Source organism: Bacillus pretiosus, from assembly GCF_052947655.1.
The window spans coordinates 967,512-985,276 of the sequence record NZ_CM129593.1; the positions used below are offsets into that span (position 1 = coordinate 967,512).

The following is a 17,765-nucleotide window of genomic DNA, read 5'->3' on the forward strand; positions in this document are numbered from 1 at the left end:
ATTTCCCTTTACACAAACATAAAGGTATAATATAGTTTAGTTAAGTGAACTAAACTATTAGATAAGATGAAAGAACGCATAATTGGAGGAAGAACGCTATGACTAGATCATATAAAGAAGTAATTAATGAAATGAATCGAGCCTACACGGAACTCTACATTTTACTATTTCAAGATTTAAAGGATGAGTTCGGTCTTACTGGGCAGCAAGAGAGCATGCTATTTCATATCAATTTAAATGAAAACACAACAGCAAATAACATTGCGAGTACGTTTAATATAACGAAAAGTGCTGTGAGCCAAGTTTTATCGAAATTGGAAAAGCAACAGATGATTTCAAAGCAAGTTAATCCGAATAATAAAAGGGAGTATTTCCTTACACTCGGTCCAAACGGTAGTAAGTATATGGAGCAATTGTCGAAGTTAGATGATGTATTAATCGAGAAATATTTCTCGAAAATTGATATCGAAGCTTTGCAGCAAATGACTGATACGTTAACGAAAATAAATAAAGTGATATTGGAAGAAAAACAGAAGGATCTTCAGTCTAATGAGTGAGAATGAAGATGAAGCAATTAGTAGAAAGGAGGGGAAGCGTGTGATGAGTTACATACCAAATATGATTACGATAGCAAATTTTGTGTGTGGACTTTTAGCTATTCACGCTGTTTTCGTTCACGATATGTATGGTGCAGTTATGTTCATTATTACAGGTATGGTATTTGATCTGTTTGATGGTATGGTCGCTCGGAAACTTGATTCTGTTTCGGAAATAGGCGGAGAGCTAGACTCATTTGCGGATTTAGTGACTTTCGGTGTGGCACCGTCTATTCTTGCATATAGTGCCTCGTTAAAAGATTTGCAGTCTATTGGGATGATATGTGCGCTCGCTTATAGTATTTGCGGAATGCTACGGCTTGCTAGATTTAACACGCAACAAAGCAAACTCCCAACATTCATCGGAATGCCCATTCCATTTGCGGCAATGTGTCTCCTCATTTTATGCCTCCTAAATAACCCAGTTTCCGTAGCGTTGGGTACATGCTTACTCGCTTATTTAATGGTGAGCAAAATCAAATTCCCCCATTTTAAAAAAGATATATCGGAAAGCTTGAAGTCCGAAAGATGGGATTAATAGGAAAGATAAGGAGCATAACATGATTCGTATGGCATTAAGGTCATTCAACATACAAATATATTGTTTGCTAGGCGTGATGTTATTCGGATGGTTGATGACACCTTTTCGAGCCCAGTTTGTAGGGGGAAGCATCGGCCTTTTAGTTAGTATGTACTGCGCCTGGATTTTAGGAAGGCGTATCGAAAAGTTCGGAAATAGCATTGTAAAAAAAGAAAAAGCACCGATGCTTGGAATGATAAATCGGTTCGCAGCCGCAATACTCGGCGCGATTATTATGTATGAAATTGAACACCGTGAGTACATGTGGACATTTGCTGCGGGAATTATGGGTGGGTATTTCTTGGTTATTATTAATTTGGGGTATTACAGTATGAGGGATGAGAAGGAATAAAGTGCTGTGTAAATCACTAATTTGGATGTGAAAACCTTCCTTTATAGAGAGCTTTTGATTACAAAGAAAAGACACCCATATAAGAGTGTCTTTTCCGATAGTTTTTTAGCAGAAGCAAGAAGCTCCAACAATGATCAATAAAATAAACAATACAACTAGTAAAGCAAAGCCGCTGCCACAACCACTACTACAACTACCACCAAATCCCATAATAGTTCCTCCTTTAATAAGAGGGGAAAACAAGGGGTCACTCATGTGTTTTAATGGATTCAACTTACTTTATGTTTTTTACACAATAATTGAGCAGGTCCTTTTGAAAATAAAGAAAAGACACCCTAAGGTGCCTTCCTCCGACTTGAACCATCTTAATTTTAATAATATTGGACTCCCGTCCGAATATTATTTTACCATGTTAAGTTGTTTTTGGAAATGTTCCATATCGATAATTGCAATAAACGTTTTAGTTTTGGAATTATGTATCTGTCTAAACGTTGAAATTAATAAAGGAACGATATACTTGAGGGTTTTTATCCCGCTTTAATGGGCAGTAAGACCCCCACCTCAAAATTTAGCGAAAGCAAAGAATTTAGGTGGGGGTCGGGCTGCCCATAAAAGTCCGATTGGTGAGGGCTGATAATCAGTGGGGGATGAAGAAAACCCCCACTGATTAAAGTTTCACTTTATGAGTGATTACAATCATACCATTAAAAAGAACCCCATAAATGATAAACCATTCCACTAACAAAAAACACTAATCCTAAAAAAAAAACAATTAAAGCAAGTACTCCATTTTGATTATGTTCCATAAAATTAGCTCCTTTTAGAATTATTTTTATATACAAAAAAGCCTTTAGTCGTAATTATGGCTAAAGGCTTTGAGCATTATACTTTTTAGTTAATAAAATCGTATAAGAAGAATTTATAATGTTTTTTATCGAATTTGGAACTGAAAATGTACTAGCTTGATAATGAAGCCTGGCTATTAGAATTGAAAAATTTTAGTTTTATTATAATTAATAGAAATGAGAGTAGTGTGAATATAAATCCGCTCCAAATAAGCTGATGAATACCTAAGTTTGAAATGAACCAGCCTCCAATAGTGGTTCCTAAAGTAATTCCGAGATTTGAGAACGAAACGAATAGACTGTTACCAAATTCAGGTGCTTCTTTAGCTTCACTTATTAACCATGTTTGACCAACAATTAATCCACCAGCATGTACGATTCCCCAAATGAATACTATAAAAATCATGGGAACAAGGTAGGAACCTAAATAATAAACCAATATGTAAACAATAGAATATAGAATAGGGAATGATATTACAGTGTTTATTATGCTTTTTTGCAGGAGACCACCAAATAAATGATTACCTAAAATCATAACTATACCAAATATGAATAGCATGATACTGATGAGAGATCCATTCATGGAAGTTACTTTTGCAAGGTACTCAGCGAAGTAGCTGTATACGGAAAACATGGCTGCAAAAAGGAATGTGACGGTTAAAATATTTAACCATAATCCTGGTTTGCCGAGTATACGAATTTGTTTGCCGAAAGACTTTTTTTCTTTAACAGGCATAGAAGGAAGTAGGAGTAGTATTCCAATGAATGCAACAGTGTTAACGAATGCTCCGAATAAGAAAGCCATTTCGAGTGAAAATTGGTCTGCAAGGTAAGAGGTTAGTGGTACACCTAAAGCAAATCCAACAGTAATTCCCATGAAAACTTTTGTAACTGCTTGACCGCTCTTTTCTGGAGGGACAAGTTTAGCAGCTGTTACAAGAGCGATCGAAAAGAAGAGTGGATGAAGCGCTGCCGGTAAAATACGAAAAATAAGCATGATTTCAAATTGCGTTGTATAAGCGTAGATTAAATTCGAAATAACAAATATGAAAATTGCTGTTAATAAAATTATTTTGCGATTAATACTAGAGACGAGCAGAATTAAAAATGGACCAGAAATAGCAACAACTAGTGCAAATATACTTACTAAAAATCCAGCTTGTGTAGTTGAAATTCCGAATTTTTCAGTGATTTGTGGTAATACGCCGACAATACCCATCTCGGTAGTAATAATTCCGAACACACCTATTGCGAGTGTCAGAATAAGTAAAGGATTTACTTTTTTCATTTATTAAACTCTCCATTCGTATCAGTATTTTGAAAGTAAATTCATTAACAAAGAAGCATTATTATAAGCATGATTGGATGCCAATATTATCAGGAGTATGTAATTCTAAATACAATAACAGATATCTAAATAACTAGATATGATATGTTAAAAAAATTTCTCCTTTCGATGTTTCTTGCTTTTATAGGCAGTGCAATTTATAAAAAAAGTCATTGGATACCTGTAAAAAAGCAGAATGTGTGAAAGCTAATAATCAATTAGTATGCTGATTAATTATTAGCTTTCATTTTATAATTCGTTTTGGACGTATTCAGAAAACTCTCGTATTGTTTTTTCATTTCGACGATAGTAGGTCCATTTTCCAATTCGGTCAGACTCTAGTAATCCTGCTTTTTTCATAGTTAATAAATAACTAGAAATAACCGATTGGGCTAAGCCAGTTTTAAGCTGGATATCTCCTACACATACGCCAACTTGAAAGTTAAGGTCTTGTTCTAGATAAGGTTTTTCATCGAAATGGTTTTCTGGATTTTTCAACCATGATAAAATTTGACATCTTGTTTCATTTGACAATGCTTTATAAATTAATAAAGGTTCCATAAGGATATTATATCTACTTTTATAGATTTGTAAATGGGTTTTAGTGATTTTAAGGGAAGAAGGTGTTCTTGATCTGTACCCTTTGTAAAGGACATTCTAAAAAAGTTAGGCAACCTAAAAAAGATGATTTCTGTATGCAAACAGGAGTCATCTTCTTTAAATTCTATTGATAGCAAGCGTGATTATAGTACGTCATATATTTCTTAATTTCATGTGTTAACTGAACAAACGATTTACATGATTTTATATATGCTTCATCGGTTAAAGTACTACGAGGATTACGTGCAAAAATGATAATATTGTTAGGTTTAAGCATGTTGTTGCCTAGCTATCAATGGCGGATTCCTAAGAAGAGTAATAATAAAACCAAACTGAAGATTTAAGAAAAATTTTATGTTTACCCCACTTTTTATTTTAAAAGTTTTTCCTATCCTATAAATGAGTTACATCAAGAAGGATATTAAAAACGATAAAGTTATAGATGAAAATGTAAAGTTAGGGGATTCTACATGCATACAGGAGTTTTGATGAGTTATTTGTATACTTATTTTTTTACTATTATTTTTTGTATTGTGTTTCAAATTGGATGTTATTTTAAAGCGAAAGGAAATATATCTATTCGGCATTTTTTATGGGTATATGTTTTTCTGTTCTACCTTTCGCTAGTGTATAAGGTGACTCAAATCGCGACTGTATGGGATATAAGTAGATATGAAAAGTGGATTCGTGTCAGTCAAATTAACTTGACTCTATTTGATACGGCAGGTAGTACTACCTATCTTTTGAACATTGTACTGTTTATGCCGTTCGGTTTTTTATTACCGACTATTTGGCCACAGTTTAGAAAAATGAAAAACACCGTATGTGCGGGATTCTTTTTTTCATTGGCAATTGAGTTAAATCAATTACTAAATAATAGAATTACAGATATTGATGATTTATTTACGAATACCCTCGGGGCGATTATTGGGTATGTAATATATAGAGTTTTATTTAAAATGTTTAAAATGATATGTAAAAGAGGGGGAAAAAAGCTTGATACGAACTCTTCTTTAGTCATAAAATACGAGGCTGTTTTTTGTTTAGTTTGTTCATTTGTAGGTGCGATGTTAATTTATCATCCAGCTTTATTTGGAAGACCTGTCATCCTTTAGTGAGGTGATTATGCTCTTGTGCTATCTCGTTTATAAAATGATTCTAGTATTTCTTCCAATCAGCACAAGATTCTCTTTATACGTTATTAAGCTATTCAGCAGACTGTAAGATGATCAGTAATCGTAATGATGAGATTGAAATAAAGGCTGACAGTTTCTATCCAAGTTTTTCATTTATGTATGATGCGCAAGAATTATTTATTATTGGTGGAGAAGAGAAATGGTCACATATCCATTATATAAAAGAATTTTTCCATCTTGAGCAGATTACAGATGAGCTAACTATTGATGTAAGAAAATGAGAGATGCGAAGAAATAGATGAGCAAACCCTCAAGTATAGAACGATATACTTGAGGGTTTTTATGTATGAAGAAGGTTTTTCTATTTTTCTCTAGAATGAACAGTAATGTATAATCTAATTCCTTAATGTAATAAGGAGGCAGTAAAATTTGAACAGGAAAATTTGGTTTGTATTTACTTTTTTTGCTCTTTTAGTATCTGGTTATGTTGTTGTCCAATATTTTATTATGGATGGATTTCAAACAGGACTTGTAAAAGCGAAGCTTATGTTTGGATCTAAATTAAGTGAATTCTGGTATATGATGTTATTTATACATATTACAACTAGTATAGTAGCATTAGTAATTGGTCCTTTTACATTATCGACTAAATTTAGAGAAAGGAATATCAACCGTCATCGAATAGTTGGGAGAATCTATATGGTTGGTATATTATTAGGAGGCGTTTCTGGACTATATTTATCCTTTTATGCTACGGGAGGGTTGGTAGCGAAGTTAGGTTTCGGTTTGTTATCCGTATTTTGGCTAACATCAGCATATCAAGCGTTACATAGAGTTAAGAATAAAAAAATTAAAGACCATCGGAATTGGATGGTTAGAAATTATTCTTTAACCTTTGGAGCAGTTACATTAAGAATTTGGCTACCGTTGTTTATCGTTCTATTTGGAATAGAGCGGTTTGAACTTAGCTACGCTATTATTGCTTGGTTAGCGTGGGTACCTAATTTAATTGTTGCAGAATTATTCATAAGAAAAAGACTTAATAAAGGAAAATACGAAGGAAATGAGGATTTACATTTTTAATGTAAATTTGCTGTAATATTGAGGGCAGAATTCTTCAGTAATTGAATTTTTTAATAGCTGAATTACGTACAAAAATAGGATGGCCAATGGAAGCCATCCTATTTGTATTACCAACTAGCAGTTTCCGTACTTTCTTTCAACCACTTCACCCAATCCAAATCCGCCACCTTAAGCAAACTCAGCGAAACACCTTTCATATCTAAAGAAGTCAGCAATGTACCAACCTTTGCGAACTTCACATGTAATCCTTCCAGCTCACATAAACGGCGAATGTCATTTGCGAAAATGTATTGCTCCATTAATGGAGTTGCGCCTAATCCGTTAATGAGAATAGCGAAGTTGTCGCCTTTTCTCCAGCGGTAAATGCTTTTTAATTTATTCATTAGTTCGATCGCTAATATTTCAGAAGAGGATAGTGCTTCTTTACGGTATCCTTTTTCACCATGGATACCAACGCCATAAAAGACTTCATGTTCGTTTAATGTGAATGAAGCTTTTCCTTTCACTGGATCGTTTGCAGGTGAAAGTGCGACTCCTAATGTGTGTAAGTTTTCGGTGATAGAACGGCCAAGTGTTGTTAGTTCTTTTAAAGAATGTCCGCTCTCAGCAGCCGCACCAAGTATTTTTTGAACGAAAACAGTACCAGCGACGCCGCGTCTTCTTTTATTAAACGAAGCATCATCTTCAATTGAAACGTCGTCATTTACGATGATATGATCAATTTTTCTTCCTTCTTCTTTAGCAATTTGTTCAGCCGCAATAAAGTTTGCTACGTCATCTTTAAAGTTTTTGATGATGAATAAAATACTTTTATTTTTTGGCATGAGGCGAGTTGCCGCAATAATTTGTTCCACTGTAGGCGGAGTGAAAATATTGCCGTTTACGGCCGCTGTAAGCATGCCTTTTCCTACATAACCTATATCAGCAGGTTCATGTCCGCTACCACCGCCGCTTATGATAACAACGTTTTGCGTCAGTTTTTCTATATCTTTTACATAAATGATGTTATTTGTTTCATCGTAATTTACTTTTTCGTTATGTTCAAAATAAAAGCCATGCATCATATCTTGAACAACATTTTCTACATCATTCATAATCTTTTTCATTGCTTTTGCCACCCTTTAATTACTTTGCTGATTGTTCCAGTAATAGTAGTAATTGATTGTTTATCATATTTTTCATGAGAGAAGACATAATGGAAGGATCTACTTCGCATTTGCTTTCAATCCAATCTTTTATCGTTCCAACGAAGCCGTGACTATAAAAGGAGGCAATCGTATTTTTTGTCTCATCAGAAAGGCTGAATCCACAGCTCACAGATAATTCATCAATAATCTTCATATATAAGTTTTTCGTATGCTCAAATAAATAGTGATTAAACGAGTTTTGCTCAATGACTTTAAAAGCATTTCGGTAAAATTTTTGATTTTCATAAAAGTAATCAAATAATAAATCGAAAATGTTTTCCCACGTTTCATAGTCGAGAAAGTCGATAATGTTCTCTTTCGTTTCTTCTCTATAAATCCAGCTTAATAGTTCAAATTTATCTTTAAAATGATAATAAAAAGTTTGCCTACGCATTTGACAGTGTAACATAATATCGCTCACTGATATTTTATGAAACGACTCTGTTTCCATTAAATACTTCAATGAATTCGCGATTATCTTTTTAGAAATTATAGAAGAGGTCATCTGAATCATCCCTAGAATGTTAGTAATATGAAAATCCTACCTACAAATGAGAGCGGTGTCTTTAGACAGATTGTCCATTTTGTCCGTTTACTATAAAACGCTTTCATTTTAACATGAGTAGTAAGAAGAAGATTTCAAATATATCACAATATATTAAAGGAATTGAGGGAGAATCACAATGAAAAAGATTATAAATAAACCAGAAACATTAGTAATGGAAATGTGCAACGGAATGGTTATGGCTCATCCAGAGCTTGAGCTTTTGAAAAAATATAAAGTAATTAAGAAGAAAGAAATGAACGAAAATAAAGTAACGTTAATTAGTGGCGGCGGTAGTGGTCATGAGCCAGCGCATGCAGGATTAGTCGGAAAAGGAATGTTAGATGCGGCAGTGTGCGGAGATGTGTTTGCTTCGCCTTCACAAATTCAGGTGTATCAAGCAATTAAAGAGACAGCTAGTAAAAAAGGTACGTTATTAATTATTAAAAATTACAGCGGCGATATTATGAATTTCAAAAACGGTGCGCATTTAGCGACTGAAGATGGAATTGAAGTCGACTACGTAAAAGTGGACGATGATATTGCAGTAGAAGATAGCCTGTACACAGTAGGACGCCGCGGCGTTGCGGGGGTTATTCTCGTTCATAAAATTGCCGGCGCAGCAGCGGAAGCGGGTATGGATTTAGGAGCGGTGAAAGCTGTCGCAGAAAAAGCAGCGGCTAACGTGCGCACAATCGGTTTAGCGTTAACTTCTTGTACAGTTCCAGCGAGCGGATCACCTACTTTCACACTTGCGGAAGATGAAATGGAATACGGCGTTGGTATTCACGGTGAACCAGGAATTAAGCGTGAAAAAACGATGTCAGCTGATGAATTAGCTAACCGTATGACAAGTGATTTAATAAAAGATTTAGGAGTAAAAGACGGCGAAGAAATCGCACTTCTAGTTAACGGTTTTGGCGGAACATCACTACAAGAACTTTACTTATTTAACAACGCAGTGACGCGAGAATTAGCTGCTAGAAACATTAAAATTAATAGAGTATTTGTCGGAAACTATATGACGAGTATCGATATGGCTGGTATGTCTTTAACAGTAATGAAACTAGATGATGAGCTAAAAACATTACTATCTAAAGAATGTAATACACCAGCGTTTAAAGTAGATGGTCCAGTTGAAAGTGTAGAGTATGTGAATGTGCTTGAAGGAGCAGAAGAGAAGGAAGTTTCCTTTGAAATAGAAACAGCGGAAGAGCACGCTGTTATTAAAAATAATGTCATTACATTAAACAACATGATTTATCTCGTTGATAAAATGAGCGATATTATTATTAAAAATGAAGTACCGTTCTGTGAGTTAGACACACATGCAGGTGACGGCGACTTCGGAATGAGTGTGGCAAAAGGATTTAAGCAATTAAAACGTGAGTGGCATTCTATTGTAGATCAAGAAAACGTAACAATCGGATCGTTCCTTGACGGTTGTTCGATGATTATTATGGAACATTGCGGCGGCGCATCTGGTCCAATTTGGGGTGGAGCATTCCGCGCAGCTAGTAAAGCAGCAGGCGAGAAGCGTGAGCTAACAGTGAAAGAATTCGCTGAAATGTTACAAGCAGCACTGCAAGGCATACAATCTATCGGTGAAAGATCATTCGGTAGAGGAGCAGTAGTTGGTGATAAAACGCTTGTTGACGCACTTGCTCCATGTGTAGACTCTTGGTTAGCTAGCGCTTCAAACGAAGAAGACATGAAAACTGCCTTTGAAAAAGGAGCAGAAGCAGCGGTTAAAGGAGCAGAGTATACGAAAGAAATCGTAGCTCGCATGGGCCGCGCCGGTACAGTTGGTGAAAGAAGTTTAGGCTACCCAGATGCAGGTGCACATGCACTTGGAGTTATCTTTACGGAGATTGCGGGTAGTTTGAAATAGGAATTGGAAAGTCCCCTCTGCCTTGTGGTGGAGGGGATCTTTAATTATAACCATCATTCTTCCAGTGAAAAAATTTATTTGTTAGCCAATCTGGAAGCTGCTTCTTCAACTTCTTTATATGCATTTTGTAATACTTCAGTTGGATCTAGTACTGCTGTTCCTTGTGCACGAACTATTTGATAATCTTCAATACCTAGGAAATTAAACATTGCTTTTAAATATTTATGAGAGTATTCCACTTCTGTATACCAATCATCATTTGTATAGATTCCTCCACTTGCTTGTATAACAAGCATTCTTCTTCCATCTTTAAGTAATCCCACTGATCCAGTTTCAGTATATTTAAATGTTTCACGTGCAATCATGATATTGTCCATGTAATCTTTTAACTTTGATGGAATATTAAAGTTGTGCAAAGGTAATACGATAACATACGTATTTGCACTTTTAAATTGTTGTAAAATTTCGGACATACGCTCTGTTACTTTTTGTTCTTCATCAGTTAACTTCTGTCCATTTCCTTGCTTTTCCCATGCGCTTAAAACAGTTTTATCTATCATTGGTACTACATCATCGTATAAATTAATCTGTTCAATCGTTTCATTATTAGGAATTAATTCTTTATAAGATACTAAAAAGTGGTTAAGAACCTTAATGCTGACTGATGATGTATCATCCACTTTCGGATGTGCGTTTATGATAAGTGTTTTGTTCATTTGTATTTCCCCTTTTTAAAAGTTTTTACGTTTTAATTGCCGACTAAGTTAATCGTCGATTAACTTAGTCTTTAATATAAGCTCTGAAATTATTTTTGTCAAATGAAATACATACTATTCTAAAAGAGCCTTTTTTTATTTGACTAAAATTCTAAATGGTCCTAAGATACAATTTGATAACCCTTAAAATAAAAAGCAGGTGATTTGTATATGCAATATAGTGTTGGGGTTGAATATGCCTTGCATTGCCTAGTTTATTTAATTAATACTCCTTCCAAGGAAAGTGTTGGAATAAAAGATTTGGCAGAGTTTCAAGGACTTTCTGAAACATTTCTTTCAAAAGTTTTCGGTAAATTATCTAAAGCTGACATTGTGAATTCTGTCCCAGGTGTAAAGGGAGGATATAGGTTAGCTAAGTCTCCAGAAGATATCTCTTTTTGGGATGTAATAGAAGCCGTCGAAGGCCCAAAACCTATTTTTCAATGTAAAAATATTGTACAGAATGGTCTACTATATCGAGACGACGCTTGTAATTCTTGTGACCCTAGCAATTCTTCTTGTACAATTAACTTAGTAATGCTTGAAGCAGAAGAACACATGCGTGAGTTTCTTCGTAAAAAGACTCTTGCATGGTTAGATAAAGAACTTGATATTGTTTTACCTGAAAAGATAAGGGTAGATACTCGTGAATACTTCAAACAAAAAAACTCTAACTAAATCGCCATGACGAATTAGTTAGAGTTTTTTTGTTTTTTGACATTAATTCCATCATGTGAGTACTTCATCACAAATTCCTTCTTTAAATATCACATTTAATTAACTCATAAAGTTTCAAATTGATTAACATTGAAATTCTAAAAAATACAATTATATTTTCGTGAAAAGTAAATGAATTTATGTGTTCATATATTTTAAACATAGTGAAAATTCCCTTTGAAAAAGGAGCAGAGTACACGAAAGAAATCGTAGCTCGCATGGGCCGCGCTGGTACAGTTGGCGAAAGAAGCTTAGGCTATCCAGATGCAGGTGCGCATGCACTTGGAGTTATCTTTACGGAGATTGCGGGTAGTTTGAAATAGGAGTTAGAAAGTCCCTTTGCCTTAAGGTGGAGGGACTTTTATATATTCTTCATTTGTATCTATATCAAATTTTTCAGTGCTTTTTGCTTATTTGAGACTTAGCTTTTTTGTGATTGCAGCTTATCGATTTTCCAGTGTGCTCCTAGAGGATCTAAAGAGCTTTCAATATAAAACATATATTCATCTGCGGTACTTGGTACTTCAAAAGCTATTTTCAATTCTACCGTTTCATTTGGTTTAACTTGTATATCAGAAGGGTTTTGATCAAGCACCTTTCCTTCATAGGCCTTTCCGGCTTTTTCATCTTTTAGGTTATATTTTAATTCTGATAGTCCGATCGTTTGACCTCGTACATTTTTTACAGAGACATTAACAACGACGGAATCGTTACTAGCATTTAAATATGCATTTTGAACGGCGGTCAAGTAATAGCCTCCCTTAACACTCTCACCAACTAATAAAATACCTTGTTCCAAGCGGCTCATATCTTCTTTTTCTTCAAGATTTATTAATTCTTCATTTTCATTTTTTGCGGTTGGTTCTTCTATTGGACCATTTTCAACGGCACCATCTTTTTTATCTTGTGTGCAAGCAGCCGTAACACTGGCTAATACTAGAATTAAAGTAAGCAATATGAATGATTTTCTCATAAAATTAATCTGTCTCCTTAAGTTTCTCAATTTTGTGCAACTATACATATAAGATTAACATAATGTCTCATTATTGGCTCAAAATAGGGGTTCTTTTAGATACCTTATTCTTTTTTCTTTTAATATATATCCGATTGGTTCTCACGATATTTTTTAATCTTTTAAATCATTGGCTTAGTAATACTGAGGGTTATTATAGATATATTAATCATATAATTTGTCCCTATCAAAATGAACGATTCTTGCATCTAATATATTGTAAGTATATTTTATTTTGAAAGGATGTGATTATATGGCTCATAAATCTACTGGAGTGTTTCGAGTTCCAGTTTCTGAAAATGGGATTATTCCAACTGCTCTCAACATTATGTTAAACAATGATTCACGCTGCCATACTAGTGATGTAACGGTAACTGTTAAGAGAAGTCGAAACATTTCTTTCCCGACTCAAAATGAGTTAGTTGAAATCTCTCGTACTTTTGTTTCTTTAGAACCAAACAGAACAACTAAGATTGTGTTGTTTACGCCAGAATTCCAAATAGAAGATTTTCTTGATGTCATCATTAGTGGAAATAAAGATGATGTTAAGGATGTTCTTGTATATTCTTTCTTAGCAGATTCAGCAGGTCACAATCTGCCATCTACTGTTTTTAGAAATGCAGAATACACTTTTGCTTGCTGATACCGTGATGATGTATTCTTTACTGTCATATATCTGAAGGGAAATGTTAAATAGGAGTTGATTTAACTTTTATTTGGGTTTTCCAAAGGAGTCTGCTTTAGCTAAATAAACAAGGAACCGACTAATAGTTTCCTTGTTTATTTGCATTTAACATGAAATTTCGTATCTATTATTCCGAAAACAACTTTACACAGGAACGGATTTTTCCTAGTGAAGTAGCACCTATAGATGAAAGTACTCAATATTCCAATTGTAAAGGTAAGCGAAATACTTGAATGTTACCATCATTAATTACCATCTTCATAATATGTAATTAGTATTATTTTATTCTTCAAATATCCCCGGCTTCTCCACTCTAAATGATTTCACCTGATCACATTCTAAACAAAATGTAGTTAATAGTTTGGAACGCTTCCCCACTGAAAAGAGCCTACTAGAATCATCCTCACAAACATATGCATGAAAAGCAAATCCAACTCTTCCTTCTTTAAATGTAGTAGAACCACAATTCTCGCATCGTTTATTTTTCATGCCACTAACACCTCTTTTGCTGTATTTTTAAGATAAAAGTAAAGCAACTTGGTTATACATGATGTTTTCGACAAGATGCAACATAGCCCTTTATATATTCGTAAGTAAAACAACATAATACACCTATAAATCTCTATAATAATATGATTTTTTACATATCATTTAATGTATATCGGAAAAATAAGTATTAAAAGATTGATTTTTATTATTCTGATGATTATAATAAATGGAAATCAAACAATTCTTATGTTGAGAAGTGGAGGGACGGGCCCTATGAAACTTCGGCAACCTCGTTTTAGACGAAAGGTGCCAAATCCTGCAGGTGAAAAAACACCTGAAAGATAAGAGCGGTTCACTTAGTCAAGAAGGCTACTCTTATTTCGTTAAGAGTAGCTTTTTTTATGGCTAAAAGTTAAAGGGGGAACAGGTAGTGGAGTATGGTTTTTGGTTGCCGATTTTTGGGGGATGGCTTCGAAATGTAGATGATGAATCTATGCCGCCTACGTTTGAGTACGCAAAACAAACAGCGCGAGCGGCAGAACAATTAGGTTTTTCAACAACTCTTATTGCAGAATTAAATTTAAATGATATAAAAGGTGTTTCAGCACCAAGTTTAGAGGCGTGGACAACTGCGGCAGCACTTGCAGCAGTGACGGATAGATTAGAGATTATGACAGCTGTAAGACCTGGGTTCCACAATCCAGCAGTTACAGCGAAAATGGCAGCAAATATCGATCAATTAAGTAATGGTCGTTTTACATTAAATGTAGTTTCAGCATGGTGGGAAGAAGAAGCGAGACAGTACGGCGGGGTATTTACCGCACATGATGAAAGGTATGATCGCACAGAGGAATTTGTAACAATTTTGAAGGAGCTTTGGAAAGAAGAAGAGTTTTCTTATAAAGGGAACTTTTATGAGCTTCAGCATACACATTTAAGTCCAAAACCTGTGCAGAAACAAGGCATTAAGCTTTATGCAGGTGGTGAGAGTGAGCGAGGAAAAGAGGTCATTGTAAATCACGCGGATGCATATGTAATGCACGGGGGAACAGTGGAAGAAGTATCTGTGAAAATAGAAGATATGAAGAATCGTAGAAAGAAAGTTACAGAGGAGCCATTGCAGTCATTTGGGCTTGCGGCGTACGTCATTTGTCGTGATACAGAAGAAGAGGCATTAGAAGAATGGAGACGCATAACGGATGTGAAAGACGATGCTTTAGGTTATGCGGGTTACCAAGACTTTATTAGTAAATCGCATTTGGAACAGCAAGTGAAGCTCAATGATTATTCCGTATCTAATCGCGGGTTACGTCCTAATTTAATCGGAACACCAGAACAAATTGCAGAAAGGATACTTGCTTTTGAAAAAGTGGGTGTTACGTTATTACTTTTACAATTTTCACCACAGCTTGAAGAGATGAAACGATTTTCTGAAAAAGTGATGCCATTAGTTGAAGCAAAAAGAAAGGAATTGATTACAAATGAGTAAAATTTACATATTGCATGAGAATAAGGAATGGACGAATCATTTAGTGAAAAGGTTGGAAGAACTGGAGTTACCGTATGAGGAATGGCTTTTAAATGAAGGAACACTTTCATTAGAACAAGAACCTCCAAAAGGTGTTTTTTATAGTCGCATGAGTGCCTCTTCACATACGAGAGGGCATCGATATGCACCTGAGCTGACTGAAGGGGTTCTTGCTTGGCTAGAGGGATACGGGCGCACAGTATTTAATGGGTCTCGTGCATTACGTCTTGAAGTAAGTAAATTGAATCAATATGCAGTATTAAGAAAATTTGGGATACAAGTACCGAAAACAATTGGTGCTGTTGGCCGTGATCATATAGTAAAAGCAGCAAAGGAGTTAGGGGAAGTACCGTTCATTACAAAGCATAACCGTGCAGGTAAAGGCCTTGGTGTTCAACTATTTCATTCCATTGATGCTTTAGAACAATATTTGGATGGTCCGGCTTTTGAAGAACCGATTGATGGAATTACTTTAATCCAGCAGTACATCGAAGCACCAGAACCATATATTACACGTTGTGAGTTTGTAGGCGGCCAGTTTGTATATGCGGTTAAAGTAGATACATCAGAAGGATTTGAACTTTGTCCAGCAGATGCGTGCTCTATCCAAGATGCTTTTTGCCCAGTAGGAGAAGAGAGTAAGAAAGAGTCGTCAACAAAATTTGAAATTATATCGGACTTCCACGAGCCAATTATTGAACAATACAAAGAGTTTTTGAAAGAAAATGAAATAACTGTTGCTGGTATTGAATTTATTCGTAGTGCGGATGGAACAATTTATACGTATGATATTAATACAAATACAAACTATAATTCTGGCGCAGAGTCTGTAGCGAATCAATTTGGTATGCTTGAACTTGCTACATTCCTTGGAAGAGAATTAGAGAAACAAGTAGAGTCAATTAAATAATAGGTAAGGTTCTAGTGAGAATATTTGTTAAAGTAATCGTGGTCGTATGGACAAGATGAAGATATCTTGATGCAGGAGCGCATGCGTTTGAAGTGATCTTTGTGGAGATTGTGAGTAGTTTGAAATAGGAGTAAGAAGATCCCCTCTACCTTAAGCTAGAGGGGATCTTCTTACTCCTATATATATTCCAATAATTGCTTCTATTGTATTGAGAATAATGGCATCTACATCAAAAAAACGGCTTATAAAAGGACTTATCCAACGTAACATATAAATGTATCTTAAAAGTGAATAAAGTCCATATTTTGTTTTTAGATAGATATAATTTGAAGGTATTCCGATGATATTTCCTCTAATAGAATTGTGTGATAAGCTGTATATAACTGTATATTGTGAGGGAGGGAGGGCGCTATCCTTTCTCTGATTTTGTATAAGAAAAAAATTATCTGAGCTTTAATGGAAATGGAGAATATATTATATGATTTTAGGGATTTCATATTTTGATATTTTTTGTATTGTAGTGATTGTCTCGTTTTTCTTGATTTTTTGGAGATTGAACGTATGGTATAACAAAAAACATAATGTTCCTAAGGTTTTTCAATGGTTTCCTAGAAAATGGGGTAAAAGAAAAGTTTCAGAGCATTTATCACAATTAAATGAAAAGCTAGCGGCTGAAGGTAAAGGTATTTGGGTTACAATCTATGCTATAGATTTATACATTGTAACTATTCCTTGTACAGTCAAAAAATATAAATCTTAATAAATACATTTAAAGAAAGATCTTTTAATTAAAAGGTCTTTTCTTTTTATAAATTTTAGAAGTAATTTGTTGAGTCCATGTGTTTATGTGGAGAAAGTTACTTGAGTTTGATGAGATAGAGGCAGATTGTAGTCAAGTGAACCGTGTAATAAACAGTTTAGGGCGAGGCCTTAGTAAAGGGTAAAAACCAACGGGAAAGATCTTGATTTTTTGTGATGAATACTTATTCATGGTTGGTTAACGTAACGTCCTATTATCAGGAGAAAGAAAAAGGCGAATTCCTACTTTCAAAAGGGATTCACCTTTTTATAAACTCCTATCCTGGCATGGGTTTAAGGTTCTTGTTTGCTACTGAATGAGTCGAAAAAATTTATAAAATCTTGCATACTCTTAGCATGGTTATTTTCCAAAATACTGGCGGTACCCCATCACCATCAAGCTAAGGGTATCAAGAGGGTATATGCGAGTGTATTTTTTTGAAATTTCTACGACTACACTAAAAATGTGCATAACAAATAAAACTACCAAAAAGGTGTTTTGAAAAATATTATGCGACTTTGAAACTCTTTAACAACGTACATTCATACATAACGCCGAGGATATCAAAGACTGTTTGCTTTTCGTAACGGTGAGATTTCCGTCCGTTTTTCTCTAAAAGGTTGAACAGACGTAGGAAAATCTTTGATAATTCTTGGGTGCTCTTTTGTAATCCTTGGTAGAACAATAGATAATAATTCATTATCATATAAATGGAATGGAAGGATGAAA

At 34.8% G+C, this 17,765-nt stretch carries 20 protein-coding genes, 3 pseudogenes and 1 riboswitch; of the genes and pseudogenes, 13 read left to right on the forward strand and 10 right to left on the reverse strand.

Annotated elements, in window-relative coordinates:
• Positions 1–98: 98 nt before the first annotated feature.
• From ACU8YW_RS04950 to ACU8YW_RS04960, 3 genes are read left to right on the forward strand one after another with little or no spacing between them, the layout of a single operon-like run.
• Entirely contained in the window at positions 99–557 is a 459-nt protein-coding gene (locus ACU8YW_RS04950; RefSeq protein WP_098082430.1) for a MarR family winged helix-turn-helix transcriptional regulator, read from the forward strand.
• Positions 550–1,134, forward strand: a complete 585-nt coding sequence (gene pssA / locus ACU8YW_RS04955; protein WP_426933949.1) for a CDP-diacylglycerol--serine O-phosphatidyltransferase — start codon at positions 550–552, stop codon at positions 1,132–1,134. The genes ACU8YW_RS04950 and pssA overlap by 8 nt, the downstream gene beginning before the upstream one ends.
• Positions 1,135–1,156: 22 nt before the next feature.
• The gene (locus ACU8YW_RS04960; RefSeq protein WP_098082428.1) at positions 1,157–1,528 is read left to right on the forward strand and encodes an ATP synthase subunit I; all 372 of its coding nucleotides are present in this window, start codon (positions 1,157–1,159) and stop codon (positions 1,526–1,528) included.
• 105 nt (positions 1,529–1,633) lie between these two features.
• Here ACU8YW_RS04960 and ACU8YW_RS04965 read toward each other — a convergent pair whose 3' ends face one another.
• The 4 genes and pseudogenes from ACU8YW_RS04965 to ACU8YW_RS04980 all read right to left on the reverse strand — a co-directional run.
• Entirely contained in the window at positions 1,634–1,738 is a 105-nt protein-coding gene (locus ACU8YW_RS04965; RefSeq protein ID WP_080492803.1) for a YjcZ family sporulation protein, read from the reverse strand.
• 747 nt (positions 1,739–2,485) lie between these two features.
• On the reverse strand, positions 2,486–3,661 hold the full coding sequence (locus tag ACU8YW_RS04970) for an MFS transporter (RefSeq protein ID WP_327975633.1): 1,176 nt from the start codon (positions 3,659–3,661) through the stop codon (positions 2,486–2,488).
• Between the two features lie 288 nt (positions 3,662–3,949).
• Positions 3,950–4,261: an ArsR/SmtB family transcription factor gene (locus ACU8YW_RS04975; protein WP_000433539.1), complete on the reverse strand. Its 312-nt coding sequence runs from the start codon at positions 4,259–4,261 to the stop codon at positions 3,950–3,952.
• A 163-nt stretch (positions 4,262–4,424) separates the two neighbouring features.
• Positions 4,425–4,526, reverse strand: a pseudogene (locus ACU8YW_RS04980) (TetR family transcriptional regulator); the annotation flags it as partial.
• Between the two features lie 244 nt (positions 4,527–4,770).
• Between ACU8YW_RS04980 and ACU8YW_RS04985 the strand changes: the two are divergent.
• The 3 genes and pseudogenes from ACU8YW_RS04985 to ACU8YW_RS04995 all read left to right on the forward strand — a co-directional run bounded on the left by ACU8YW_RS04985 (position 4,771) and on the right by ACU8YW_RS04995 (position 6,519).
• A complete protein-coding gene (locus tag ACU8YW_RS04985; protein WP_098649212.1) occupies positions 4,771–5,415 on the forward strand; it encodes a VanZ family protein in 645 nt (214 codons plus the stop codon).
• 47 nt (positions 5,416–5,462) lie between these two features.
• A pseudogene (locus ACU8YW_RS04990) lies at positions 5,463–5,717 on the forward strand (hypothetical protein); the annotation flags it as partial.
• 148 nt (positions 5,718–5,865) lie between these two features.
• A complete protein-coding gene (locus ACU8YW_RS04995; protein ID WP_088062243.1) occupies positions 5,866–6,519 on the forward strand; it encodes a DUF2306 domain-containing protein in 654 nt (217 codons plus the stop codon).
• Between the two features lie 107 nt (positions 6,520–6,626).
• Here the strand turns inward: ACU8YW_RS04995 and dhaQ are convergent, their stop codons facing one another.
• Positions 6,627–7,625 (reverse strand): DhaKLM operon coactivator DhaQ, encoded by a 999-nt coding sequence (gene dhaQ, locus ACU8YW_RS05000; RefSeq protein ID WP_088062245.1) that lies wholly within the window; start codon positions 7,623–7,625, stop codon positions 6,627–6,629.
• 19 nt (positions 7,626–7,644) lie between these two features.
• The gene (gene dhaS / locus ACU8YW_RS05005; RefSeq protein WP_000204220.1) at positions 7,645–8,211 is read right to left on the reverse strand and encodes a dihydroxyacetone kinase transcriptional activator DhaS; all 567 of its coding nucleotides are present in this window, start codon (positions 8,209–8,211) and stop codon (positions 7,645–7,647) included.
• A gap of 178 nt (positions 8,212–8,389) precedes the next feature.
• Between dhaS and dhaK the strand changes: the two genes are divergently transcribed.
• A complete protein-coding gene (gene dhaK, locus ACU8YW_RS05010; protein ID WP_446894040.1) occupies positions 8,390–10,141 on the forward strand; it encodes a dihydroxyacetone kinase subunit DhaK in 1,752 nt (583 codons plus the stop codon).
• Positions 10,142–10,215: 74 nt separating this feature from the next.
• Here the strand turns inward: dhaK and ACU8YW_RS05015 are convergent, their stop codons facing one another.
• Entirely contained in the window at positions 10,216–10,857 is a 642-nt protein-coding gene (locus tag ACU8YW_RS05015) for an FMN-dependent NADH-azoreductase (protein ID WP_060489122.1), read from the reverse strand.
• 210 nt (positions 10,858–11,067) lie between these two features.
• On the opposite strand from ACU8YW_RS05015, the gene ACU8YW_RS05020 reads away from it, so the two are divergent.
• Positions 11,068–11,574 carry an RrF2 family transcriptional regulator gene (locus ACU8YW_RS05020; protein ID WP_063222022.1) on the forward strand — a complete coding sequence of 169 codons (507 nt, stop codon included), beginning with the start codon at positions 11,068–11,070 and terminating at the stop codon, positions 11,572–11,574.
• Positions 11,575–11,753: 179 nt separating this feature from the next.
• A complete protein-coding gene (locus ACU8YW_RS05025) occupies positions 11,754–11,936 on the forward strand; it encodes a DAK2 domain-containing protein (protein WP_097890602.1) in 183 nt (60 codons plus the stop codon).
• 98 nt (positions 11,937–12,034) lie between these two features.
• On the opposite strand, the gene ACU8YW_RS05030 is transcribed toward ACU8YW_RS05025, so the two are convergent.
• Positions 12,035–12,586, reverse strand: coding sequence for a DUF4352 domain-containing protein (locus ACU8YW_RS05030; protein ID WP_097890600.1), 552 nt, complete (start codon positions 12,584–12,586; stop codon positions 12,035–12,037).
• 292 nt (positions 12,587–12,878) lie between these two features.
• On the opposite strand from ACU8YW_RS05030, the gene ACU8YW_RS05035 reads away from it, so the two are divergent.
• On the forward strand, positions 12,879–13,268 hold the full coding sequence (locus ACU8YW_RS05035) for a hypothetical protein (protein WP_087979654.1): 390 nt from the start codon (positions 12,879–12,881) through the stop codon (positions 13,266–13,268).
• 324 nt (positions 13,269–13,592) lie between these two features.
• Here ACU8YW_RS05035 and ACU8YW_RS05040 read toward each other — a convergent pair whose 3' ends face one another.
• Positions 13,593–13,799 (reverse strand): hypothetical protein, encoded by a 207-nt coding sequence (locus tag ACU8YW_RS05040; protein ID WP_426933948.1) that lies wholly within the window; start codon positions 13,797–13,799, stop codon positions 13,593–13,595.
• 241 nt (positions 13,800–14,040) lie between these two features.
• Positions 14,041–14,147, forward strand: a riboswitch (SAM riboswitch).
• An 82-nt stretch (positions 14,148–14,229) separates the two neighbouring features.
• Between ACU8YW_RS05040 and ACU8YW_RS05045 the strand changes: the two genes are divergently transcribed.
• The 3 genes from ACU8YW_RS05045 to ACU8YW_RS05055 all read left to right on the forward strand — a co-directional run bounded on the left by ACU8YW_RS05045 (position 14,230) and on the right by ACU8YW_RS05055 (position 16,997).
• Positions 14,230–15,288 carry an LLM class flavin-dependent oxidoreductase gene (locus tag ACU8YW_RS05045; protein ID WP_097890596.1) on the forward strand — a complete coding sequence of 353 codons (1,059 nt, stop codon included), beginning with the start codon at positions 14,230–14,232 and terminating at the stop codon, positions 15,286–15,288.
• A complete protein-coding gene (locus tag ACU8YW_RS05050; protein WP_340436274.1) occupies positions 15,281–16,237 on the forward strand; it encodes an ATP-grasp domain-containing protein in 957 nt (318 codons plus the stop codon). The genes ACU8YW_RS05045 and ACU8YW_RS05050 overlap by 8 nt, the downstream gene beginning before the upstream one ends.
• A 478-nt stretch (positions 16,238–16,715) precedes the next feature.
• Positions 16,716–16,997 (forward strand): hypothetical protein, encoded by a 282-nt coding sequence (locus tag ACU8YW_RS05055; protein WP_048551443.1) that lies wholly within the window; start codon positions 16,716–16,718, stop codon positions 16,995–16,997.
• 547 nt (positions 16,998–17,544) lie between these two features.
• On the opposite strand, the pseudogene ACU8YW_RS05060 reads toward ACU8YW_RS05055, so the two are convergent.
• Positions 17,545–17,763, reverse strand: a pseudogene (locus tag ACU8YW_RS05060) (IS4 family transposase); the annotation flags it as partial.
• Positions 17,764–17,765: the final 2 nt, after the last annotated feature.